A 25,162-nucleotide genomic window follows, 5' to 3' on the forward strand; every position below is an offset into this window, starting at 1 on the left:
ATTTTCAAAAGTATTTCCCGAATTTGAAAGAACGGGCACGCCATAAAAAGAGATACCTGCTCAATAATCTTTCGGAATTGAATATCAGTACTTTTCACAGCCTTTTTGCTTCATTTCTTTCAACCATTCCTTTTGCCGCCGGTATCTTACCTGGGTATGAGATTATCGACGAAACTGAAGAGGGGATGATTTTTGACAAGATAGTGACTGAGTTTTTCGCACAGGCGTGGAAAGACGACAATCTTGCTGAAGTGATCGCCGATTTACTCGAACAGCAGGAAACACGACTTCGGGATAGCATAACTTCTTTTTTCAGGGATATCATTCCCTGGCTGGATTTTCTTGAGGAACTGGTCAACAGCGAGCAATCGATAAAAGCCGAGTATGAAACCCGCCGGCAGAACTTTATTGATTCTCTGTACAGGTTGAAAAATTTTTTAGAAGAGCATCAAGCATCCGCTTGTAGCAGAACCACCGGTAGTGTCAACAAGTATTTTGCTGGTTTTATGACGAAACTTGAACGATTGCTCAAGAACGGGGATATGGAGATGCTTCAGGATCGTCGGATTTTCCCCGGGGTTCTGGACAAGAAGTATTTTAAATCATTCTGTGATAATCTCGGTGAAGCAGCCGCTGAGTTCAAAAAGATAAAAGAACAGCTCGAAGCGGATAGGTATAAATATCTGGAAGCCCTTTCAGACCATGAAATCCTGGTGCGTTTGAAGCCGATTTTGAAACTTCATCAACTCTTCCAGCGGGAAAAGCAGAGAAGAAACTTGATTACCTTTGATGATATCGAAAGATATACAATCAGGGCGTTGAAAAATAATCCCGAGCTGGATTATCTGTATTTCAAGTTGAGTAAAGAGATACGCCACTTGATGATTGATGAATTCCAGGATACGACGTATTGCGAGCTGGAGATCCTGGAGCCGATAATTGCGGAAATTACGTCGGTCTCACCGGAAGAGAAGAGCTTTTTCTTTGTCGGAGACCCGTATCAGGCGGTCTTCCGCTGGCGGGGAGGAACGCCGGTGCTGTTCGATTTATTAATAGATGAATATAAAGGCAAAATTGAAGAGGAGCGATTAACCGTCAATCACCGCAGTAAAGAGGCAATCATAAAATTGGTCAACAGAATTCTTGACAAAGATGATCAGGTAAAACCGGATAACCGCGGCGGCTGGATCAGATTGGAGTCGGTCGGTGACTTTACTGATATGGATTCGGGCAAAGAAGCAGTTAAGGCAAGGACCGCTGCAATAATAAAAGATCTTTGTGAAAATTATGGTTATGATTTTTCCGATATTGCGGTCTTGGTACGTACCAATGAATTCGGCGCTGCTGTCGCGGATAAACTTGCAGAAGAGAACATTCCGTATATCACCGCCTCGCGCAGCACCATCTTGGACGATACGGATGTCCAGTTCATGCTGAACATTCTCAGATTTCTTGATAATCCCGAAGATGATCTCGCCCTGAGTAAGGTCCTGCTGTCGTCTGTTTTCGCTATTAAAGAAGAGACGATTGTGAATCTGAAGGCGACTAAACAGACCATCTTTTTGAATCTTTCCCGATTTCATCCTGACTGGGAAGTATCCAGAAAATTAAAAACCCTACTTTCCTTTGTCCAATTTTCAAATATTTATGAATTGATTTACGCTGTGTATAAAGAATTAAAACTCACCCTTTCCTACGGTCTTGCAACATTACTGGATATCGCCCTTGATTACACCAGAAAAGGAGTTAACTCCCTTAGTGCTTTCTTAAAGTGGATAGAAGGAGCCGGCAGAGCGATGGAAGTAAAACACAGTCGGCAGGAAGGGGTCAGGATTTTAACCGTGCACAAGGCGAAAGGGCTGGAGTTTGAAGTGGTGATTATGCCGGATATAGAATGGCGACTTCATAGTCAGGAAAATAAGAAATTACTTTTTTCATACGAAGCAGAGGGGTCCAGACCAAAGAAAATATACTGGAGAAAGATCGGAAAGTGCATAGATGGCCTGGTGGAGGCGGAAGAAGTTCGTGTAAAAAGGGATGAACTGAATCTTTTGTATGTCGCGCTTACCCGTGCAAAAGAAGGGATATTCATTTTAGGATTTAATCATCTTAAGAAGAGTGATGGATTCTGGGGGGGAATCATACGGGATAAATTGGGCGGTGCGACTTTTGCTGATGGAGAGATTTCCAGAAAGGAAAAACGTTCTTTCCCGCAACCTGAAGAAGAACGTTTCGGTATGATTACAGAAGAAAAACCTTTTGTCAGAGAAGAAAGGTCTTTATACTCACCCACTGAACGAGGAGTTGAAATCATTGAATCCTTCAGACGCAAAAGGATCGCGTATGGTTTGATGGTTCACTATGCCTTAAGCAGGATAACCTGGCTTGATGATTTAAATCTTGATGAAGTGGTCGGGGACATCGTTGAAACGCTTAAAAACACTTATGCCCGATTACCCGAGGAAGAAAAGGAGGTTGAAGATAAGGTTGAACCGCTTTTGCTTGAAACCTTTCAAGACCCTGAATTGAGATTTCTCTTTTTCCAAGACGGCAGAAAGGTTGATTGTAAAAATGAGCTGCCCATATATTTTGAAGAAAAAAACAGGGATGTTGCAGCACAGATAGACCGGTTGATTATAATGGATACTTCTGTTTTTATCATCGATTACAAAACAGGGGAAGAGAAGGATGAGTACAGACACCAGATGGAGATTTACAAGAGGGGTATCAAAAAAATCTTTCCCAAAAAAGATATAAAGGCTTTTCTGATTTTTGTAGAAAAAGAAAGAGGGAAAAAGATTGTTGAGGTCTGAGTGATCAGTAAAGGGTCATCCGTTCTTTAAGGAATTTCGGATCCAGTTTTCCCTGGGCGACAAGATGGCGCTTTGCCTGCTCCAGATTTTGCATGCCAAGCTGTCTGCCTGTCTGGATGACCGATTCGATCTGGAATATTTTTTGTTCCCGAATGAGATTACGAACCGCCTGTGTGGCGATCAATATTTCAAATGCGGCGACCCTGCCGGTGTTGTCTTTTACAGGATATAACCGCTGGGCAATGACCCCCTGAATTGATTCAGAGAGCTGGATCCTTATTCTGTCCTGGTCGCCTGAAGGAAAGACATCGATTATTCTCGTAATGGTCTTTGGTGCACTCGAGGTATGGAGTGTACCGAAAACTAAATGGCCGGTTTCCGCGGCGGTCAATGCCAGGGAGATTGTTTCCAGATCCCGCATTTCACCGACAAGGATATAATCCGGGTCTTCACGCAAGGCGCTGCGCAGCGCGCGGGCAAACGAGTGGGTATTGGTGCCCACTTCACGCTGGTTGACATTACATTTTTTAGGTGTGTGGACGAATTCAATCGGGTCTTCAATCGTTATGATATGGCCGGACTTGGTACTGTTTATGTAGTCAATCATTGCCGCAAGGGTGGTTGTTTTGCCGGAGCCGGTGGGACCGGTGACGAGAATCAACCCGTAGTCGAGATCAATCAGTTCTTTTATTACTTTCGGCAGACCCAATTCTTCCAGGCTTCTGATTTTTGAAGGGATCACCCTGAATACGGCACCAAGTCCCTGGCGCTGGTGGAATATGTTCACTCTGAACCTGCCGATTTCAGGTATCTCTACGGAAAAATCGAGTTCGTGTTCCTGCTCAAGAAAGGAGATCTGTTCTTGGTTGAGTATCTGATACAGCAGTTTCTGAGCGGTCTCTTTGCCGAGTGGTTTTTCGTCAAGTTTTTTTATGGCACCGTTGAGCCTGATCATTACCGGCGAGCCGGCGCTGATATGGAGATCACTTGCATGTTGTTCTGTGATGTGTTTGAGCAATTTATGGATTTCGTTCATATCTTTATTTTCTTTTTTCGTCGACCTCTATGACAAGTTTGATCTTCCCTTTTATCTCAGTACTTTTACCGCCGCTGTCGGTTAATTTGATAAAGGCATCATCGGCTTTAATCTCAAGGGTCATCTTTTCAGTGATTTTTGCCGGTTGGGTCTTTTCCAGATGCTGGGACAGGAAAAACTTATTCAGGAGTTGTTCGATCTTCTGGGGGTCTGCACCGGATGTTACTATTTCTTTATCAGTGAAGTCTTTGATCTTTTCTATTGCCGCACTGTTCGTCGGATCACCGACGGCTACATAGATTTTATTCTCTGTTTCGTAAAGAGGAAGGAGTACATTGTTGTACAACAAATTTTCCGGAAACGAATTAATCAATTCTTTATCGAGCATTTCTGGCTTCAGTTCGACGAAAGGAATGTCCGCCTGTTCACTCAACATCCAGATCAAGTCTTCCGGTCCCAGATAGCCCAGCTCAACCAGGATTTCACCAAGCTTCATATTTTTCTTCTTCTGAACCTCGAGTGCTTCGACAAGCTGTTCTTGAGTGATAATGCCGTTTTTCACCAGAAGCTCACCGATGCGTGTTTTCATTATTCTCCGATTAGTTCATAGATCTTAGCCTTGAAGGCTTTTATATCTATCGGTTTTGTTATAAACGCCGCCACATCAGACGTTTTCACGACGATATCGTCTTCCATTAGGCGATATGCTGAACAAATAATTATGGGAATGGTTTTATTTCTTTCTCTTATTCGTTCAATCGCCTCCAGACCATGAGTTCCCGGCATCTTGATGTCGATAATTAATAAATCAAACGGTTCTTTTGTTATTTTCCTTAGTGCTTCCCGTCCGTCCGCCGCCTCTTCCACTTCATAAGTATCCTGCAACGCTTCTGTAAGCAATAATCTTATAGGTTCTTCATCATCACAGATAAGAATTCTTTTCTTCATAAAATCCTCCTTTTTAAAGCTATTAAGCTATCTCAATACTCTTATCATTTTTTTGCGAGCCATTTATCTTCACCCCTTTCTTAGGGAGATAGACCCGGCAGGTTGTGCCCACCCCTTTTTCACCTTCCAGCTCGATCTTACCGTTGTGTTCATCGATGATCTTTTTTACTATTGACAAACCGAGCCCTGTTCCCCGTTGTTTGGTTGTGAAGAACGGCTCGAAGATATTTTTGATGTCTTCTTTTGAGATTCCCTCGCCGTTGTCGACGATCTCGGTGACACAGTAATTGCCGTCGGATGAGAAAGTAATTTTGAGCTTTCCTTTATCATGCATCGCCTCAATGCTGTTGTTGATCAAATTGACGAAGAGTCTTCTTATTGACTCTATCTCTCCCTGAACAACAGGAGTCTTGTCGCCTTTTATCGTGACCTCGACATTGCTGACATTTTTTACAATGGACTCGATGAGTTCTCTCAGATTAATATCCACTGCAGCTACTTTTCTTTTTGTTCGGGCGAATGCCAGGATATCATCGATGATATAATTGATTCTTTGCGTTCCCTTATGAATTTCTGAACTGAATAATTTTATTTTTCTTTGATCTTCGGTATGTTCCAGCAGTTGCGCGAATCCGTCGATTGCAGTCAGAGGATTTCTTATTTCGTGAGCCACCCAGCTCGCCATTTTGCCGAGATAAGACAACCTTTCCGCACGTTTGAGTTTTTCTTCAAGCGCCCTGATTCCGGAGAGGTCTTTGAATATTACAACGCAACCAGAGAATCTCTCTTTTGCCCCGGTTATTGGTGACATTGAGAAACCGATCGGAATCTTTTCGTTGTTTTTATTCTTTATCGCGACCTCGTCCCGTTTGAGGGAATTGCCGCTTTTCATACATTGATTCATCTTTTCCCAGAGCGGGGTGAGTTCACTGAAATTTTTTATATCCTGACCGATGGCTTCTGCCTTTTTCAGTCCGAGTGTCTTTTCAGCAACGGGGTTGAGGGTGGTTATAATGCCATCATTACTTACGGCGATCACTCCACTCATAACGCTGTTTATGATTTTTTCATTGTAGCGGCGCAGTTCTATCTCTTCAGCCGCTACTCTCTCCACTTCTTTCTTCAATTCTCTGTTGAATCTTTCAAGTTCTTCTTTTTTCTGCAGTTCACGGCGTGTACTCTGGGACCAGTAACTGCTTATAAGGGAGATGATGAACAGAAACGGGATACGGATTAAAATCTTCGAGTCGTAAAGCTGAATACCGGGGTTTGATTTGTATATGAGCCAACCATAAAGAAGACTGGCGACGATTGCAATCGGCAGACTCCCGGCTATGTCCTGCCCCACCGAGGCGACGAAGATTACAAGAAAATATATCAGATAGAAATCGGTCTGGATTCCCTGGGTGAAGTAGATACCCAGGGAAATCGCGATGATGTCAAAGAGGAAGATGAAGAATGAAAATACAGGTTTGGAGAATTTTTTTTCAGGAAAGCAATAGAGTATAAGATTCGAGAGGAAATAGATGAAAGCCACTCCATATCCCGGTTCAAAGACACTTAAGCCTTTCTTGGAGTAAGTCATCACGAGGATCGTTGCGAGTATCAAGATAAAGCGCAGAAAAAGTAGTGTTTTTTTGTTCATAAACTCCTTTCTGTTTTAAAATATATGACGTAAGTGTTTATTATTTTTTTTTGAATCCTTGTTATGGTATTTACCTATACCGCGAAATTCAATGAGTAATACTACCTAAAATAAGGGAAGCCGGATTTACTTCCCGGCTTCCCTCTTGAAAAAAAAGAGAAGGTACGTATCTAAGATCGGAGTTTACGTTTCGTACTCCCTCCTGGTTTTTTATTATTAAAAATGATCTTTAAAAATACCTCTACAATATCGGGATCAAGCTGAGTCCCTGCTACAGAAATAATTTCCTGCTTTGTTTCTTCTATACTCAATGCTTTTCGGTAAGGCCTGTCTCCAGTCATTGCCGAATAGGTGTCACAAACAGCCAAAATTCGTGATTGAAGAGGAATTTCTTTTTCCTTTCTGCCGTCTGGATATCCTTTACCGTCCCACCTTTCGTGATGATATAATATCCAGTTCTGAATCGGTTTGAGATTGCTGATGGGCTCGATTATTTTGGCGCTCAATAACGTGTGTTTTTTGATTACCTTCCATTCTTCGTCATTCAATTCCGATGCCTTCTGGAGAATCATTTCAGGAATGGCTATTTTACCGACGTCGTGGAGTAGACCCGCAAATTCAATCAATGTCAGTTCCCGACGTGTAAAGTCCATCGCCTTTGCAACTCTGAATGCCAGGTCGGCGACCTGGATGGAGTGTCCCCTGGTATAAGGGTCTCTGCTTTCGATCGCTTCAACCAAGGCACGCACCGACTCGAAGTTCATTTCCTGAATTCTTTTTATCAGACGCGTCCGGTCGAGAAGGATTCCGATTTGACTGCTGATTGTTTGAATGAGTCTCTTTTCCTCTGAGGAGTATTTTTTTGGTTTTTGCGAATAGAGTGTCAGAGCACCTATGGGCATACCTCCCTTCATTATTATGGGGGATGCGAAGTATGAAGAAAATCCTTCATTCATTACTTTTTGCAGAAATTCTTCTTTTTCATTTAAAGAAATTTTCGGAATTATTATGGGTTTACTTTGACATATTGTCGGTGATATATAATTATTGTTGTTTTTTTTGTTGAGATATTCTTCAAATCTTTTCGTAAGATTGACGGAAACGAGATGTTTCGGTTTGTGGTCTGATTGATCGAGGATTAAGATCGCCGAGGCGTCGGTCTTTAAAGTCCTGTTCAGTGTTTTTATAATCAGATTCAGGGTTCCTTTATGGCTGAGACCGGAGAGTATTGAGCGCTCGATCTCCTGGAGGGATTTAAGGTGGGCGATGGTTTGTCGGTTGTTTTTTGAAGTTCTGATGCTGTAGTTTACTCCGAGGAGAATGATGATGCTGATGAAAAGTAATCCCGGTGAAGATGGTGCAGAAGACAATGAAAAGAGTGGATGGGGGATAAGGTGATATGCTCCGGCGATTATAAACATAGCGGTGATGAAAAAAATCGTTATGTGAGAGAGTTTCTTTATCTCAATAATAAATAAAACCGATGAAATAAACAAAATAATAATGGCTGAAATTAAGGTCATTTCCATTTTTTTGATCCAGGCTCAGGGTTCGATCGGTTTTGTATCAACCGATCGAACCCTGAGTTCTCATTATCTCAATGCATATGCCTTTTGCCAGCCCAGTTCTCTGATTGAGACGATACCACTGTAGAAAAGGCGTAGTTTTTGAACCGGTGAAGTGTGTCGCAGTTTCAGAATGACCATCTTGTCATCACGATAGGCTATTTCACCCTGATATCTTGTACCATCGAGTAATTTGACTTCGTAGAGATGAAAGGATTTCATTTTGTCACCTCCTTATTAACCGTCAATTGGGGGTGGGGGTGGAGGGGGTAATTTAATTCCGGTAGTGTCGTTGGTATCGGCGTAGGCTGGTGCCGGCATCAGGTAGTCAATAAACGAAGATATCACGGGTGCGTCTTCTTTAATATTGGTATTAAAATTCTGAAGACTCAAACCAAAGATTGCTCCAAAGAGCAGAACGATTAAGAGATAAGTTAAGACTTTTTTCATTTTTGCCTCCTTGTACCTTATTACTATGCAAAATCCGTGCCAGGTGGAGAATGCTTGAAATTACGGGACTTTTATAAAAACCAGGAAATTTTTTAGGTCAAAAAGTGCGACATTTTGTCGCACTTTTTGGGGTATCAGCAAAGCGTTGTCAGACAATCATTTGCTGGGAGGTGAGTGCGACATTTTGTCGCACTTTTTTGAGGTGTCGCACTTTTTTGCGATATCTCTCGTAATTACGGGAGATTAAGGTTTCAGGGGCTGTCGCACTTAGGGCTAAGGGCGAAGGGCAGAGGGGGAAGGGGGAATAAAGGCATTTCGGATTTCGGAATTCGGATTTCGGATTTGGAAAGGAACAGGACGTTGGGAGCGTTTAGATCGTTGAGATCGTTTGGAGCGTTAGGAGCTGCGCTGGAAGAAGAGATTCTTCGTCCGCCAAAAAGAGCGGCGGACTCAGAATGACAGTGGAGAAACGGAGAGCGGGAGAAATGGGGAATGGGTGAAACGGAGAGCGGGAGAAACGGAGAAACGGAGAAAGAACTTATCTTAATTTTACGAATTTTTTAAGAAAGGTGTGGGTTGGGGTTTTTATCCGGATGAAATAGACTCCGCCGGGAAGTGGTCTTCCCTGCTTGTCATCGAGGACACAGGTAAATTCATCGACATTTTTCGCCCTGGATAGAAAAAGCGTTGACCTCAGGATATCTATATTTTTATTTGCAATAAAACCATAGATCTTCTTTCAATGCCTGCTGGATTGCCATACACCGCTCTATTTGAGCAGTCACATAGTTCTTTAGTTTTTTGCTGTCCCCTGCTTTTTGATAATACTTAACTGCGTTTTGTAAATGCTTGAATGCATTTTTGATATATAAACAGTTTTCTCGACAACGGTTCTCATACCACTTTTCTTCTTCATCCTTTGCTCGTTTAAAATAGATATCACCGAGCATCATGTAGGCATTAGTATTCTCTTGATTTTGTTTAAGCACTGCAGAAAGTTTGTTTTCTGCTGCATTCAACTCTCCTTTTTCAATATACAGTTCAGCCAAACATAATAAAGGCTCAGGCGAAATTTCAGCCAGATTATGTGCTTTCTTAAATCTTTTGACTGCCTCTTCATATTGACCTTTTTGTTGGTAAAGTTTACCGCAGGCAATTAAATATTCAATGTTTTCGGGCTCAATATCGAGCAGGGAATTATAGATAATAATTGCTTGGTCAGTATGTTTGAGCATTACAAGGCAGCGGGCATATTCAGCTAAAATCTTAATATCATCGGGTTTTTGTTTTCTGAACAACTCATACAAAGAACATGCCTGAGCAATTTTATGCTCGGTAAGATAGAGACGTGCCGTACTGCGTAGCGCAGTTAAGTTTAAAGAATCATAGCTTAATGTCTTTTGAAATAATTTTAATGCTTGCTCAAACTGTCCCTGACAGACATTAATAAGTCCCAGACCATTTATTAAAATGGTGTTTGTTGAATCAACTTCAAGCCCCTGCTTATAGACTTTAAATGCGGTGTCATAATGTTGCTCACGGCCGTAAAAAGCTCCCAGTGCCGCGTAGGCTAAAGGATTATCAGGATTATACTCACAGAGACTGATGTAGATGGATTCTGCTTTTTCTTTGTTATTGTAAAACATAAAGATATCAGCAAGAGCCAGATATGCTTCATAATTCGTGCTATCAAGACGTATCGCTTCGGTGAAATGCATCTGAGCATTATCATACCGTCCTTCTTTCATAAATTCATAACCGATTGCATATTCCTGCTTTGATAATTCTTCAGGTGTCATGCAGGGAATATTGAACGACGTTTCATTGTAATTTAAGCTTTGCCGGCTGCCGGAGCAACTGATAACCACAATTGCCGCCAGTAAAATATAAACAGCAGAGATTATCGATTTATCTTTCTTCATCGTCGTTCCTAACGGCGTATTTGATATTGGATTTTGAGAAAAAAGCTGTTATCCTGAGATTCGAAATCCAGTAAGCCGGAATTTTCTGATTTCAGCAGAGTATGATTGGAGCCGAGGTAAAAAAGCGTAAAACGGGTCGGTTCAAAAGAAAAAAGTATTGAGATGGAGAATATGTTACTCGAAGAAGAATACTGACCGAGGATCCGGAAATTAAGAGATTTTGTAAATACCCAGTTTATTTCTTGACGATAAACCCTTGAATCATAGACAACTTGCTTTGTATTATTTTGCCATAGTAAGTACCGGGCAAAAGAAGACTCAAGCCGTAAATGTTTGATATTCAATTCAACCCGCAACGAGGGATAGAAGAGATCGCCCCACTGCGGAGGTAGAGCATTATAATCTATCTGGCGGCCATAAATAAAATATCCGCTTAGTGAAAGATGTTGAAAGGGTGATGTGGAAAGACTGAGGTTGTATGTATTGAGATCTTTAAATTTGTAACCTTTATATTCGGTATTAGTGATCTTATAAGAGAGATTAAGATAAGATTGACGATAAAGCTGCAGAGTAAAACTTATTTTTTTCTCTAATTCCTTGGGTCGCCCTAAAAATTCCCGCTTTTCCGTAAGTTCCAGGCCGGGTTTAAATGTTTCAATATAATATTTGTTTAAGTACAAAATTCCATTTACGGTCATAGATCTTATCTCAAAGTCATTATATGGTATATAACCGTTTCCAACTCGAAACTCCGGTGACAAACCAGTGTATTTTACAGCAAGGTTAAGATGCTTACTGTTATGTGCGAGATTCAAGTAGAATCCTGACCCGATGAATTCCTCACCGTCAAACGAGGAAGTGTGTGTTGAAAAATCAGCTTCAGGATGAGACCCGAAGAGTATTGTATCATCTATCTCTTTATTCCACGTCAAAAGTCCTTGATAATCAAAGGTGAAATTATTTAAAAAATAAAATTTTCCGTCCAGACCCAAATAACGACTGAACCCATTTTTTTTAATATCACGGCTTACTGCAAGTAAACCAACAAATGATTGTCCAGTAATATTTTTCCTTGTCCGCAATACATTAGAAAATGAATGGTAGTTGCTGGTTAAAAGAAAACTTGCTTCCTTAAAGGGTAAAAACCACAATGTGTGTTGATCATAGGCGCTGATATAACCGAAATGTAGATTTTTCGTATCAGCTGTAAACTTTATTGCAATCAGTGGGTCATTTATGGTGCGGGAATAAAAGACTTCAATCGGTGTTTCAAATAATGATTTGCGTTCCATAAAAAAAGGTCTTTTTTCCTCATAATATAATGCTGAAGTCGTATTGACATCTATCTGGGGTGCATCTGATTCGATCTGTGAATAATCGGGCAGTACTGCCCAGTCCAGAACATTGTTGAAAGTGAAGTAATACTTACCACTCACCCCTATTCGTTTTCCAAGGCTCAACAGACCACTGCTGTCTTGTTTTATCTCACCGACAAAATAAGGCAGAAATTCAAATTGTTTTGTAATAATCAAGTGTTCATTAATATAAAGCCGACCGCGAAAAGAGAAAGATGAGAAGACGCCATGAGGTTGAGGATCCCAGCTATAATAATAATCTACATCCCTTGGTCGATATCGTTTAAGTCCCAGTCGCCATACCTGGATTTCTGTCGATGGAAATCTGAGACTTTTGAAAGGGATTGCAATTTCAAAAGTCCAGCACGAATCAAAGATTTGAGTACCTGCCTTCCAGATAAAATCGAGATCCTCAAACCACGCTTCACCCATTCTGCCGCCGCCGCCTTCATAAAAATCATATTGGTGACCATACGGATTTACTGAAAAGACATATTCTTCCTCTACATTGATAAAAGTATTGATGGAGATCATTAAATTATCATCAGTTAAATGATTTTCACCAGGTTTTCTTCGTGTTGCACGCAGCTTACTCATATCATTTTCATAACAAATTCCTCCGAAATAAATATATTCATTATCATAACAAATCAGAATTTCCGTTTTTACCTCTGGAGTCACCATATTGCCTGGTTCAAATTCGTAGCAAAGTGAACATAAGGCTGCATTCTTCCACTCACGGTCATCGAGGTAACCATCAATATTAATCGACTCACTTGTTTTACCGGCGATAATCTCAGGTGACTTATAGATCTGTGCCACACCCATATTTAAAAAGAAGAGGAACAGGATTTTATATTTCCTTAAATTAATCATCAGTCAAAGCGGGAACACCCACTCCTCGGGCATGACAAATAGAGTTTCATTGCACAGCAATTTCTACATTCCTTAATACCGGCATTAATACACTGGTCGACCATCTCTTTTATTTTATTTATTTCAAATGCTCTGTCAAGGATACTATTTTCTGGGTGATTGTGATATTTATGATGTGGCATCCCGTTGACAGGGGATTATCTATCTTTATACTGATTGGGTAGACGAGGAATTTGATCAAACTTTTTTCAAAATTAGGAGATATTAATATATAGGAGGCTTATGGAATCGGACGAAATACTGATGCGTCGCTTTCAACAGGGAGATGAAAGTGCATTTGTGCGGTTAATAGAGCGCTATCAGCAAAAAATCTTTAATTTCTTTATAAAAAATTTGAGTGACTACGATCTGTCTGAAGATCTCACCCAGGATGTTTTTTTGAGGGTATACAAATATGGAAAGTCGTTTAACCCACGACAAAAATTCAGGCCGTGGTTATACAAAATCGCCCGTAATCTACTTATCAAGGCAATAAAGTCGTATCATTCTGATAGACGATTAAAAGAGGAACTTCTATATGAACATCAGCTGTATTTCAACCCTGACTACGAAGTAGTCGAAGCCGTAAGAAATGCACTTAACCAGTTACCCGAGGTGCAGAAAGAAGTGGTTATCTTGAAACAATATCAGGGGTTGACTTTCGCTGAAATCGCCGTAGTCCTGAATTGTCCGGAATCGACCGTTAAATCACGGATGTACCAGGCTTTGCGTAAATTGAAGAAAATTTTGAAAGAATTCAGGAGGTAAAATGAAATGTAAGGAAGCAAAAGACAACTTTCTCACCTATATATACGATGAAATGAATGAGCAATCACGGAAAGAAATGGAAGCGCATCTTGCTGGATGCAGAAAATGCCGGAGGGAAGTAAAGGAGTTGATGGAAATCAAAGAATTATGCGCCTGCTTACCGGAATTTACTATTGATAAGAAGTTTTTATATAAAACGATCTCTGCTATGCAACCGGAGATAATTACACTTTCTGAACTGGCACAATATTTGAGGGTGGATAAAGAGACAATCAGATTGAATCTGGATTTGATACCTCATATTAAGATCGGAAATGAAATTCGGTTCAGGAAGAAGTCAATTCAGGAATGGCTTGATGAAATTGAATATCGCCCGGCCTTGCGAAAAAGAACAACTTTTGCTTTTGGAATTTCTGAAGATATGTTTAAGGAAATATCAATAGGAGGTAAAAGATGAAAAGAGGAGGAAAAACCCTGGGAGATTTTTTGAAAGTTCTGTGGAGGGAAAAAGGTCAGGATTTAATTATTTCCGTGGGAAGTCCACCGGTCATCCGGAAACCAGGAACTTTAATACCGATAGGGGAAAATTTTCTGACTCCTGAACAGGTTGAGGAACTTATCTATTCGGTTCTCAATTCTAAACAGAAAAAAATTTTTGAGGACGGAAGAGAACTCAATTTTTCATTCGGTATAAGAAAGATGGGGCGTTTCATCGCTAATATTTTCCGCCAGCGTGGTGCGCCAAGCGCTGTTTTCAGATTTATTCCATTTAAAATTCCAAAATGGGATGAAATTGATATACCGAAGAAAATTCTTCCTTTACTTAATGAAAAAAACGGTCTGGTGGTTGTCAGCGGTCTTCCTGGCAGCGGCACAAGAGAAATTATGGCATCCCTGATTGAGTATATAAACGAACATCGAGAAGTATTTATTATAACCATTGAAGAACCAATTGAATATCTTCATCATCATAAGAAATCCATAATCAACCAGCGGCAGATTGGTTATGATACAGAGTCCTTTTCATCGGCGGTTGAATATATTGAAAGCCAGGGACCTGATGTTGTGGTTTTCAATTTAGTCGACTCCAAAAGGAGACTTCAATCTGTTCTTGAACTTGCAGAGAGATGCTGTCTTTGTATGATTCTATTTCGTATTCCTGATGCAAAACAGTGTCTTAATTACATTATCAAAAGTTTTCCGGTTCAGGAACAGCCGTTTGTGAGAGAACGTCTTGCTGATTCTCTTCTTTTTATACTAACTTCCAGGATTGTCGAAACAAAGAAGAAGATTATGCTGAAGAAAGAGGTGTTGATTAACAACTCACGGCTGAAGACGTTGCTTAAAAGCGGGAAATTCAAAGGGTAGAGTAAATAAGGGAAAGGGAGAAACGGGGAGAGGGAGAAACGGGGAAACGGAGAAACGGAGAATGGGAGAAGGGGTGCTGGAAGAGAGTGCAAACACTGGAACAAAGGGTGAGACAGAGATATGGAAAAACGGTGGTGTTTTGGTGAAGATGAAGTGGGAGGTTATCTTATAACAACAAACTTACCGACCTGTTCACCGATATCCGAATCAATATGAAATATATAAATGCCGCTGGCGACTTCGTGGTTGGTTTCGCTTATTAAATTCCACCACTCGTCGCCGCCGACACCGCCTTTTACTGACTCGCCAGTTTCTGAGGACATCGCGGTGTGATGATGCCTTAATGTCTTGATAAGCTCACCATTAAGCGTAAAAATCCGGATCGTACATTCCGACGGCAAATTTATAAACCGAATCTTCGGAGCATCAAGTGAAGTACTCCACTCATTATAGACAAGAAAAGGATTGGGCACCACCTTGACATTCAACTGCCGGGATGTAAGTGTATCAAAATACGCCGACGTCAGATTAACCTCAAAACACGCATTTGCCGGCGCCGGATGAAAACTGGTGTCCGCATAAACATACCAGAGCTCTCCGCTGCGCGGCAGGATATCCCCGGGCTGTAAAAAACCACCTTTCTTTAATCCCACTAAACCACCATTGATATAAAGATATTTGGTGTTATACACCGCCGCCGGCGCACCGTATAGAACAAGCGTGTCAGAGACCCCAAGTAAAGACAAAAAACACCAGCCATCAGCCAGTGAATCATACTCATGGGACGACTCCGGATTATAAGGACTGTAAAATATTGTATCCCGACTCATCGCATCAATAACGATTACTGAGTTCGCCGTATCCCTGCCGGTCGTCGAGATCCAGTGTACCTCATAATCATTACCCCGATACGACCAGAACGCAAAATACGACGCCCAGGGACCAGGAAGTGAAGGCGTAAGCAAGGACTCAGGATACGCTCCGCTGACCACCTCGATCCGCTCAAAAATAGATTCGTCCGTCGGCAGGGAATCCCGGCGAATGCTCAGGTCTAAGGCAACTCCATAAAGAGGAATCGTCACGTAGTCAAAAAGGGTGTTTTGATTGGCACTGTAAATATGAATACTGTCTCTTATATTTTTTCCTTCATTGCGGTAGTAAAAAGTATAGACGGCTTTCTGTGAAGAAGAATCATATTTGATTGAAGCAAACTCGGCAAAGAGTGTCGTATCCTTCATCGCCAGCGGATAAACGATCTCATATTCTAAATCTTCACTCAAAAGCGGATTTCCTGAGAGCACGGTAACAGAACAACTGCCGGCAATGAAATTGGCGGGTTCTCTGCGGGGAACAGCAGTATGGAGAAATTTACCGGTTTCATACCAGACCGGCTCAGGGATCTGTATCGGATTGCCCAGACTGTCGATGGTGTCTTGCTTCAGATAGTTGTAATCAAAAGCAGTAACCGCATAAGTGTACTCAAAACCATTACGCACGTCCTGATCAATATAAATATGACGCAGTCCGACATCGGTCGCTTTAATCCGCAGCGACTCAACCTCAGTACTGTCTTCAAAGGTGATTCCGTTTGTTAAATCATATTGCGCCAATAAACACCAATCACCAATTTCTCCTGTCCGGCTCTTCCATACCCGATACCCCTCAAAATCGTATTTTTTATAAAAGGGGTTATATAAAGACGTTCCCGGATGACTAACGATTTCATAATAAGGGTCCGGGGTTGTCTCTGCAACATTATCCCAGATTAAGGTTACCTGTGCATCACCGGGAATACACTGAAGATTCGGCGGCGGCGGTGGATTGGGCAGTAACCAATTTTTGTCAAAAAGAAACTGCGCTTTATCGTCCACCTGTACAATTGCACTGTCAGGTGAAAGATAGATATTATACCAATCAGCAAAAGTGATTGCAATAATTATTACCACTATGGAGTCTTCTTCTAAATCAAACGGGCCTGTACACTGAAGATATCTCTGGTCATCAGGAGGTGAAGCTGCAGTATCCCATGGTTCGTAAACACCTGTCTTGTAATTATAACCAGCAAGACAAAGATAACGATTTGCATCCCGCCACGGCTCGTTAAAACCTGTATAAAATCTTTTAAACGCGGTCATCCCTAATTGTGGAATTTCCGAAGGGTCACGCCAGTCTGGGAGCGCATCAAAATCTACATCCCACATTGAATCAGGCAAATTCGTACAGTAGTAAGCACTGTCTTTTTCGTATTGATCGAGGATACCATCACTGTCTTTGTCAGCGTCCTTTACTAAATCCCATGGTGTCTGAAGATAATCAAAACCAATCACACCCGGGAATTCTGTCCAGCTGGCTTCTGCTTCATCCTGCCATTGATAGACGAGGTTGTCAATCTGCAAAGAATCGCCGTCTATTATAAAAAGTTTTTTTACAATTCCGGCAATACGATCATTGGCTTCAGGATATTCCTCACCGATATCATTGTCAGCATTGATTCCAATATAGCAATTCTTGAGAGGCCCGCCACTCACATTTTTAAATTCGTATTTAATAAATATCATGTTTTGTGAATATTCTAAACTCCACGCATAAACCGTTTGATAAACTTCTAATCCTATAGGCCAGGTATTACCGGGACTGTGATAATTTATATCCAGATCATTATACGCGCACCAGGAATCCTGATGGGAAAGACTTTGTTGTGGTGCCATGGAATAAGTGGCTTCAGGAGGCGGCCATAGTTCAGGGAAGATATAAATTACCGCAAGTGGATCGTTCGGGTCCATATCTTTAATACCGGGTGCAAATTCACTGGTTCCATCTATGGGATTATAACCGACACTGACCAAGGTATCACCTGAACCTCGGTCAATCGTTCCAAAGCACGGACCTGCGCCGAAAATATAATTATGCTCACTGCCTCTCGGCCACCACCCGCCTGCTGAATAACTTTGAGTTTGTCCGAACTTTCCGAAATTAGAAATACAAAGTTCTACATTATTAATATCGTGTTTTTTGATCTCAAAGTTACGCAAACCTATCTCTGATTGAACAAGAGGTCTGCCGGGTAAAGATATTGTTGATAGAAAAATAGAAATTATTATACTTCTCAATCCAGGAGAATAATGAAGTTTTGAAAAATGTCCTTTCATTTTCTATTCCTTATTGAAAACTTATTTCAACACCGAGTCGGGCTCTCCTCGGTGCAGTGTAGGCATTTACCCAGTCGTCAGTTGCCTGGACCAGATCCCGATAAGCTGAATATGCCTCCTGTGGTACAATAAGTCCGTCGTGATTAAAATCAGCCGCTGGATGATAGTGAGAGCTGCTTATGGCAATATAATATGTGAAATTTTCTTTTTTTATATCCTCCAGAGGAATAACCGGAAAGTGTGGAGATATTTCGTATCTTTGATCCAGCAGATTTATTATTTCGAAATCGGCGTTCATAACAAACTTGCCGATTCGGAAAGAACGCGAAATAACACAATCTACCTGTTTTTGAAACGGTAATCTTATAATATTCCTCTCTTCATATTTACCTTCTGGACCAGGTGGTGTGTATGGATACCCATTACCAAGATAAACAAAAAGATGCAGTTGTGAGTCTAACGGAAGTTTTGTTATCCCCTGAATGAAGATTCTGTTACGTTGATCAAAATCAAGAGCATATTCTCGTGCCTTGAGATTGATAATTGAATCAGGATTGTTGTAGTAATAACGATAATATACTTCCTCGGCATAGGAACTTGAACCCTGCGCCCAGGACAGGGTGTAGGAGATTTTTCCTTCGAATAACGGATAAGACAAGTCTAAAACCATTTCCAGACCTTTGATGCTCGCCGATTCTACATTAAAATATGTTACATAATTACGAGGAGCTGCTTCAATGATGCGTGTACCGATGAGATCTGATACATCTTTGGAAAAGCTGTTTATCGTAAGGATTAAATCCTTTCGAATCTCTCCCTGCATGCCGAGTTCATAGCTCATAGTTTTTTCTGGTCCAAGCCGTGGATTACCTACAGGTGGGATGTGATGCATTGATATTAGATGCGAAGGCAGAGGCCAGATGCTATAATACCTATACATATAATCATAAAGAGGTGGCTGGATGTATCTTCCTATGTTAAGTCTTAACAGAAACGTCTCGGTGACAAGAAAAGAAAAGCCGATACGTGGTGCGATATTAAATTTCGGGCTGATGTCCTCAATATCTGAGGAAAAGTAATCATACCGACAGCCAAGTTTTGCATATAAGCCCTTATAATCGATATTATCCTGAAAATATAAAGAATGCTCTAAAGGATGATATTTATAAACATCTGTTGTCGGATTTAAAGTATCGCCGGTGAGAAAGTAAGTAAAATTATCAAATTTCTGATACACATATTCACCACCGGTTTTTATTTCATGATATTTATGGAGCTGTAAGGTTGCATTCAATTTAGCTGTTAATACTTCAGAGACTTTGTTCTGATATTCAATATAATCGCCTTCTGATATAACCAGACCACTTACGCCGAATGGATTTTTATTGCTCTTTGTCGGCCATGACAGGGAATGATAATCACGAAAAGAAAATTCACCGAACAAGCCGCCGCCATTTTCTTCTCTTACACCATATATTCTATTTGTGTATAAACGACTCAAGGTTAAGTTGAAAAACCTACGCGCATCAGGTAAAAAATTAATATTTAAAATCTGCAAATCGCTCGTTCTCATATCCGAACGATAATGAGAGAGATTAAATTTCCACTCGGTCGAATAACGATCAAATTGTATTCTTGATTTTATACCACTCAGGTTCAATTTAAATATACCCGAAGGAATAACTGAAAATTTAGCATATAGAGAATAATCATCCCTTTGTTTATGAGGGAGAATATAAAGTTTTGGATTCCAGTCGTCAGTATGCATTATATCCAAAGATATAAGACCGCGTAACTTCTTCGTCACCGGCAGATGAATTGAGGACTGAAAATTCTCATAACCGAAATCATAGTAAAAAGGCATTATCCGTTCAGTCTTACCATATACCCTGACACCCAATCGTTCTTCAGGGTTCTCGGTAACCATATTGATCACACCGGACATCGCACGACCATATTCAACATCAAAACCTCCAGGTAAGAAAATCACCTCATTGACAATCCCTTTTGATATGTTTATCGCCGGGTCTCCTGTCTGGGGATCGATTATTGAAACATTGTCAATCATATATTGAACTTCGGTCGCCCGGCCGCCACGCACATGAAGTGCCGTATCTGTATGGGCTACCCCGGCCTGAAAGGCCACCAGCTTGGTTGAATAATCAACAGGCAGATGTGGAAGCTCGCTCTTGCGGACAATGTATGTCGCGCTGACATAGTCTTTTTTGACTGCAGGTGTTTCACTGGTGACGGTCACAGGTGCGATTTGAATAAGCGTGGGCGTTAGCTCAATTGACAAACGCGCAATGTGGTCGATCTCCACCAGGACATTCTCGATCTGTTTTGTCTGATAACCAATGCAAGACACTTCGACAGTATAATTTCCCGGAGGAACATTGAGGATAAAAAAATAGCCCTCGTCATCGGTTGCGGTTCCGATCTCTGTTCCCAGGATAATCACGTCTGCATAGGAAATCGGTTCGCCGGTATCTGCGTCCTTCACTCTACCCTGAATCTTCCCGCTCAAACCATTGATTAATATAATCGCTAAGATTACATTCGGCATTAATTTTCTCCTGTTTTATTATAATTAATGGATATCTTCATGTCAACCATTAATTGCACACCGGTGGTTCAAGAAGAAGAATAGAAGGAACACGATCTGGCTCTGCTATACGAAGTAATTGATAGCCGATACCAGCAAGCCCGACCATCAATCCAGGTGTTTCAATATCAAAATCTACCCCACATCGCCAACCATTTTGTTCTATGTCATTAATTATCATCGCCGTAAGATATTTAAAATCAGAAATTAAGGTTGTTTTTTTTAATTTATAAATGATTTGTAGTAATAACTCAAGATTACCAAGATCTCCATGACATAATGAATGATTGAACCCGAATCCTTCCCTGATTGTTGTTTCTAAAGCGATATCTATTTCTCTTCTAGTAACAGAGTCATCAAGCAAGGGGAGTGTATCTACCCTTGCTAATCCAATCCCTGTCGCTCCTGTACACCAAGCAGTTTTAATTGACTTTTGCCTTCCTTTTTTATTTTTTGTACTAACTATTATTGGTCGTAAATCAGCCCAGTTATTTTCTTTTGCTAAAAAATAGCTACGTTCATACAGAATAGCATCAAATGCTATTTTTCTAAATCGATTTTTTTTACTTATTGAAGATAGCTTTAATAATATCCATGCAATTCCAGCTGCTCCGTGTGCAAAGCCCGTTAGAGGTTTAATTGAAAGGGGGATAATCCAACCGACTCCTTTTTTCGTTCTTTGGGCACACTTTATTAATAAATCACCACACATTACGGCTACAGTGAGAATATTCCTACGAGGAAAACAGTTGAACAGACTAATTAAGGCTGCAATACAACCTGCTGCTCCTCCGAGGATGTCATACTGTTTGTCTTTCTCAATAATGCGTTGGACTAACTTTACATATTTATATGCTTGGTAGAACAAATCCTTCTTGTGCCAAAGGACAGCTAAATGAGTAAGCATATATATAATCCCTCCTATTCCTGTGAAGGCACCTATAGCTACGTTATCTAAATGATTTTCTCTTAAAGATTCTAATAGAGTCACAAAAGCTTTTTCTGATAGTTCAATATATTTTTTTTCATTTGTCATCATTCCCAGATAAGCAAGAAATAAAATTATACCCGGCAGACCACTATAGAGATCGTTAGCTAGTGGTGTCAATTGCCAAAAATATTGATTTAAAAGCGTTAAACCTAACCATGAAGCATTATTTGAATCATAAAAAGCTAGTGCTTCTAATCTGTCTCCAATTCTTTTAGCGATGTTAATAAGTTGGGATTTCATTTTTTGATCAGAAAACTTCAGTAATTTATTACGTTTCTGGCGAAATGGACCCTTTGTTTGCTGGAGATGTAATGATAAAGTTGAGAGTGAAGCACGAATTAGCCATACTTGAAGAGATAAATTTTTTTCAGAAAGTTGATCTATACGATTTTGAACTAAAGACATTCCTGAATTATTGAAAAATTTAACAATCCGTTTATCTGAACTGCTCCGTAAATCACAGGAGTCTGTTTTTGTTTTAAATAATGGAATATCTAAATTCTCTATATCCTCATATTCGAATGGTATTAGCTTTTCTATAAATGGCATATTTTTTACTCCAATCCAAAGTTTATCTAAAAAAAATAATCGATCAAGCCAATTACGTAAAAAATCAGGGTGGAAGCTTTCATAAAGCATTAGAGCATAAATTCTTGTCGGACGAAATAGAATTCTAATTTCATCGTCCGAAAAACACATAATTGGACCATTAGGTGAAAGAAGTCTATTTTTATTGTTCATAAGTATACGGTAAACAGTTATGAAACCTTTAACCATTGCCTCTTGATAATCAATAGGATTTACCTTCTTCCCTTTTATCTGAGGTCGATTATGCCCACCTTTTATTTTAAAGCGTTTCCTTGAAAAAAACATTTCATCTGTACCAATTTTTTCTAAAGAAGGTAGTTCATCGGGCCAAAATTGATCTTTTACTTCTGAAATTCCACTAATATCAATCCCGATATAATCATCGCTAGACCAAATTCTTTGTGGTAACAAACCTATTTTCAGTACGGAATGCGCAATTATATTGCTCACAAGAAAAGGGGATTGTTTGGAATTGGCGTCGGAAGGTGGTTGAAAAAGTGATTCAAGATCAACTAACATAGGATGTTCTCCGTTCGCTATTAGATTTTCATAATGGAAATCAGTTGCTTCTAACACATATAATAGTGCAAGGTACCCCCCTAAGCGTTCGTAAAATTTTTTTACTTCTACAGAATGTTTACAACTTTTAAAAGGAATAAATTCAACCCATCCATAATTTTTTTTGTCAATAATTTTGAGAGTTTTAAATTTAGTGGGAATACCATATTGATTAAGCCAGCGAAGTAATCTTTGGAAATGTTTATCAATACTCAAAGAACGAGGTTTATACACAACTTTAAAGTTATTTTCAAAAGTGGCGATTAGCACAGAACGTCCACCGCAATGAGAATCACCTGATTGCTGTAGATATTTTAATTTACCTGGTGTTTCTTTTGGTTGAAATGTATTACAGATTATCTTCCAATCAGAATGTAATCTAAAGAAAAATTCAGTCATAGAATTGGCATAATTGTCTATTTTTTTCATGATTTGGCGTATAAGAACAGGATATTCTTGTAGTATTTCTACTGCTTTTGTTTTATCATTAATCATATTCATAAAATTCCTAAATCTAATTTCGGGTGTCTTTCCTTTTAAACTTTTTTTTAATCGTGCAATATTTAATTCTAATGTCATTGTTCTGTCTAACATCCGTAATAAGTTAATAATTAAGTTTTCTGTCAAAATTTTTTCAACTTCGCTTGGGGTAAAAAGAATATCGGTTTTAGTTTTAATATTGGAGAATAAAGTATTTTGAATCTGATGACAGGTATGGTTTATAAGCGGTTTTACAACATTTAGAAAACCTAGTATTTTCTTTTCATGTTTACTTAGAGACTTGGGAACCGGAAGTTTTTTTGAGAAAGTGTAGTTGGAATAGATTTTTAAAAATTTATTCACCCATGGTGGGCGAGGTAAACTTTGACTTAATGACTCTGGTATTTCTCCAAGAATATACAGTAAAAACTTTTTTTTTATTCCCTCGACTCGGAGACGTCTTAAGAAAATATCGGGGGAATTCTTAAATGGTAACTGAGATTTCCATTTTTCGAGTCTTTGTTTTCCAAGAGCCAAATCACATTTATTTTTGTAAAGCAATAATTGTTTTAATAAATTATTGCGTTCTTTTAATAAAAGTGCTTTTAACCACCATCTTTCTTTATTCATTATTATTATATACAATAAGTCGGTTCTTTTTCTGTGCAGATAAAAGGTATTTTTGTTTTTAATGCAGAAAGAGAACCGATTCTATAATTACCTGCAACATAAACAAGAAGCAGCAGATCTGATACAAGTACATAAAGAAGCCGTACGGTTAGCTAAAGAATCTAGAGCTGTATCAGTGATTTCCGTAATAGTTCCTGCAGGATTTTGTGGAATGTCCATTTGTTGTTTACTGTATAATTTGTCTCTATATTCGGGATCTTTCCATGCACGAATTATATCTTCCGTCGACATAACTATCACCTCCTTGTTACTGTTATATACTTATATAATTATTATAAAAATATTTTGAAAAACTACAAGGGGGATGTTTTTTTATTAACAATCAGCTGTTTTTCGACTTACTACATTCAATATCTTGTTGTTTTTTTCGATAGTTACGCATATATTTTTTCATATAGTTATTATAAAATAAACGATTTTTGTTACGCCATTCTTTTATATATTGGGGATTTCGTTTAAACCAATTTTTTATCTGTTCTTTCATCAATTCTCCATAGTTTTTTCTGTAATCTTTCATATACGCTCGACGATTTTTTTTCATTTTTACCTCCTTGTACCTTATTACTATGCAAAATCCGTGCCAGGTAGGAAATGCTCGAAATTACGGGAGATTTATATTTCAGGGGCTGTCACACTTGGGGGAATGGGCGGAGGGCATGGGGCGGAGGGGGAAGGGGGAATAAAGGCATTTCGGATTTCGGAATTCGGATTTCGGATTTGGAAAGGAACAGGACGTTGGGAGCGTTTAGATCGTTGAGATCGTTAGGAGCGGTGCTGGAAGAAACATTTAGTCATTGGTCATTGAGTCATTAAGTCATTAAGATTCTTCGCGGAGTTTACACTGAACAGAGTGAATGCGCTCAGAATGACAGTGGTGAAACGGTGACAGGGTGAAACGGGGGAAAAATAAAAGAACTATTTTATTAACAGGATTTTTTTACTCACCTTTTCTTTACCCTGTTTGACGACGATGAAATAAACCCCAACAGCTAAATCACGAAGATCAAACTCCTCCTGATAAGTCCCCGGCATAAGAGAACCTCTCTTTAACCTTTTTATGCACGCACCAGTGACATCGTAAAGTAACAGCTCAACCGCACACTGTTGAATCAGGTCATATCTTATCTTGACTCTTTTTGACGCCGGAGTCGGATAAACCACCAGGGATTTTAACCTGCCTTTCTTCCCACTACCCGAATTTTCATCAACACCCTGAAGCGTACCCACCGCATACTTAAAACCACTGATAAACTGAACATAATCATTATATTTATAAGCAATATGAATCTGGTCCTGGTTATCGAGCACGATATTGA

The 25,162-nt window shown here is 39.8% G+C and carries 19 protein-coding genes; 4 read left to right on the forward strand and 15 right to left on the reverse strand.

The window, feature by feature from the left end; translation table 11 throughout:
- On the forward strand, positions 1-2,813 hold a 2,813-nt coding region (locus tag ENI34_05135; GenBank protein HEC78512.1), incomplete at its 5' end, for a hypothetical protein.
- 4 nt (positions 2,814-2,817) lie between these two features.
- Here the strand turns inward: ENI34_05135 and ENI34_05140 are convergent.
- The 9 genes from ENI34_05140 to ENI34_05180 all read right to left on the reverse strand — a co-directional run bounded on the left by ENI34_05140 (position 2,818) and on the right by ENI34_05180 (position 12,610).
- A complete protein-coding gene (locus tag ENI34_05140) occupies positions 2,818-3,849 on the reverse strand; it encodes a type IV pilus twitching motility protein PilT (GenBank protein HEC78513.1) in 1,032 nt (343 codons plus the stop codon).
- 4 nt (positions 3,850-3,853) lie between these two features.
- On the reverse strand, positions 3,854-4,438 hold the full coding sequence (locus ENI34_05145; GenBank protein HEC78514.1) for a hypothetical protein: 585 nt from the start codon (positions 4,436-4,438) through the stop codon (positions 3,854-3,856).
- The gene (locus ENI34_05150; GenBank protein HEC78515.1) at positions 4,438-4,797 is read right to left on the reverse strand and encodes a response regulator; all 360 of its coding nucleotides are present in this window, start codon (positions 4,795-4,797) and stop codon (positions 4,438-4,440) included. Before ENI34_05150 ends, ENI34_05145 begins: the two co-directional genes overlap by 1 nt.
- Before the next feature lie 22 nt (positions 4,798-4,819).
- Entirely contained in the window at positions 4,820-6,442 is a 1,623-nt protein-coding gene (locus tag ENI34_05155; GenBank protein ID HEC78516.1) for a PAS domain-containing protein, read from the reverse strand.
- Between the two features lie 170 nt (positions 6,443-6,612).
- Positions 6,613-7,971 (reverse strand): HD domain-containing protein, encoded by a 1,359-nt coding sequence (locus ENI34_05160; GenBank protein HEC78517.1) that lies wholly within the window; start codon positions 7,969-7,971, stop codon positions 6,613-6,615.
- Positions 7,972-8,034: 63 nt separating this feature from the next.
- Complete coding sequence (locus ENI34_05165) at positions 8,035-8,229, reverse strand: hypothetical protein (protein ID HEC78518.1); 195 nt, start codon at positions 8,227-8,229, stop codon at positions 8,035-8,037.
- Positions 8,230-8,244: 15 nt separating this feature from the next.
- On the reverse strand, positions 8,245-8,457 hold the full coding sequence (locus ENI34_05170) for a hypothetical protein (GenBank protein HEC78519.1): 213 nt from the start codon (positions 8,455-8,457) through the stop codon (positions 8,245-8,247).
- Positions 8,458-9,167: 710 nt separating this feature from the next.
- Positions 9,168-10,379 (reverse strand): tetratricopeptide repeat protein, encoded by a 1,212-nt coding sequence (locus tag ENI34_05175; GenBank protein ID HEC78520.1) that lies wholly within the window; start codon positions 10,377-10,379, stop codon positions 9,168-9,170.
- An 8-nt stretch (positions 10,380-10,387) separates the two neighbouring features.
- Complete coding sequence (locus tag ENI34_05180; GenBank protein ID HEC78521.1) at positions 10,388-12,610, reverse strand: hypothetical protein; 2,223 nt, start codon at positions 12,608-12,610, stop codon at positions 10,388-10,390.
- A 282-nt stretch (positions 12,611-12,892) separates the two neighbouring features.
- On the opposite strand from ENI34_05180, the gene ENI34_05185 reads away from it, so the two are divergent.
- The 3 genes from ENI34_05185 to ENI34_05195 are packed head-to-tail and all read left to right on the forward strand — an operon-like array spanning position 12,893 to position 14,785.
- The gene (locus ENI34_05185) at positions 12,893-13,417 is read left to right on the forward strand and encodes an RNA polymerase sigma factor (protein HEC78522.1); all 525 of its coding nucleotides are present in this window, start codon (positions 12,893-12,895) and stop codon (positions 13,415-13,417) included.
- A 1-nt stretch (position 13,418) separates the two neighbouring features.
- Positions 13,419-13,874: a helix-turn-helix domain-containing protein gene (locus ENI34_05190; GenBank protein ID HEC78523.1), complete on the forward strand. Its 456-nt coding sequence runs from the start codon at positions 13,419-13,421 to the stop codon at positions 13,872-13,874.
- Entirely contained in the window at positions 13,871-14,785 is a 915-nt protein-coding gene (locus ENI34_05195; GenBank protein ID HEC78524.1) for a hypothetical protein, read from the forward strand. The genes ENI34_05190 and ENI34_05195 overlap by 4 nt, the downstream gene beginning before the upstream one ends.
- Positions 14,786-14,946: 161 nt before the next feature.
- Here ENI34_05195 and ENI34_05200 read toward each other — a convergent pair whose 3' ends face one another.
- The 6 genes from ENI34_05200 to ENI34_05225 form a co-directional block, all read right to left on the reverse strand.
- Positions 14,947-17,934 (reverse strand): hypothetical protein, encoded by a 2,988-nt coding sequence (locus ENI34_05200; GenBank protein ID HEC78525.1) that lies wholly within the window; start codon positions 17,932-17,934, stop codon positions 14,947-14,949.
- Between the two features lie 10 nt (positions 17,935-17,944).
- Positions 17,945-20,500, reverse strand: a complete 2,556-nt coding sequence (locus ENI34_05205; GenBank protein ID HEC78526.1) for a TonB-dependent receptor — start codon at positions 20,498-20,500, stop codon at positions 17,945-17,947.
- Positions 20,501-20,549: 49 nt separating this feature from the next.
- A complete protein-coding gene (gene lanM / locus ENI34_05210; GenBank protein HEC78527.1) occupies positions 20,550-23,786 on the reverse strand; it encodes a type 2 lantipeptide synthetase LanM in 3,237 nt (1,078 codons plus the stop codon).
- Between the two features lie 87 nt (positions 23,787-23,873).
- Complete coding sequence (locus tag ENI34_05215; protein HEC78528.1) at positions 23,874-24,077, reverse strand: mersacidin/lichenicidin family type 2 lantibiotic; 204 nt, start codon at positions 24,075-24,077, stop codon at positions 23,874-23,876.
- A gap of 91 nt (positions 24,078-24,168) precedes the next feature.
- The gene (locus ENI34_05220) at positions 24,169-24,387 is read right to left on the reverse strand and encodes a hypothetical protein (protein ID HEC78529.1); all 219 of its coding nucleotides are present in this window, start codon (positions 24,385-24,387) and stop codon (positions 24,169-24,171) included.
- 374 nt (positions 24,388-24,761) lie between these two features.
- A partial coding sequence (locus ENI34_05225; protein HEC78530.1) for a T9SS type A sorting domain-containing protein occupies positions 24,762-25,162 on the reverse strand: 401 nt, incomplete at its 5' end.

Source organism: candidate division WOR-3 bacterium (assembly GCA_011052815.1).
Taxonomy (GTDB): Bacteria; Hydrothermota; Tepidihabitantia; order SM23-42; family SM23-42; genus DRIG01.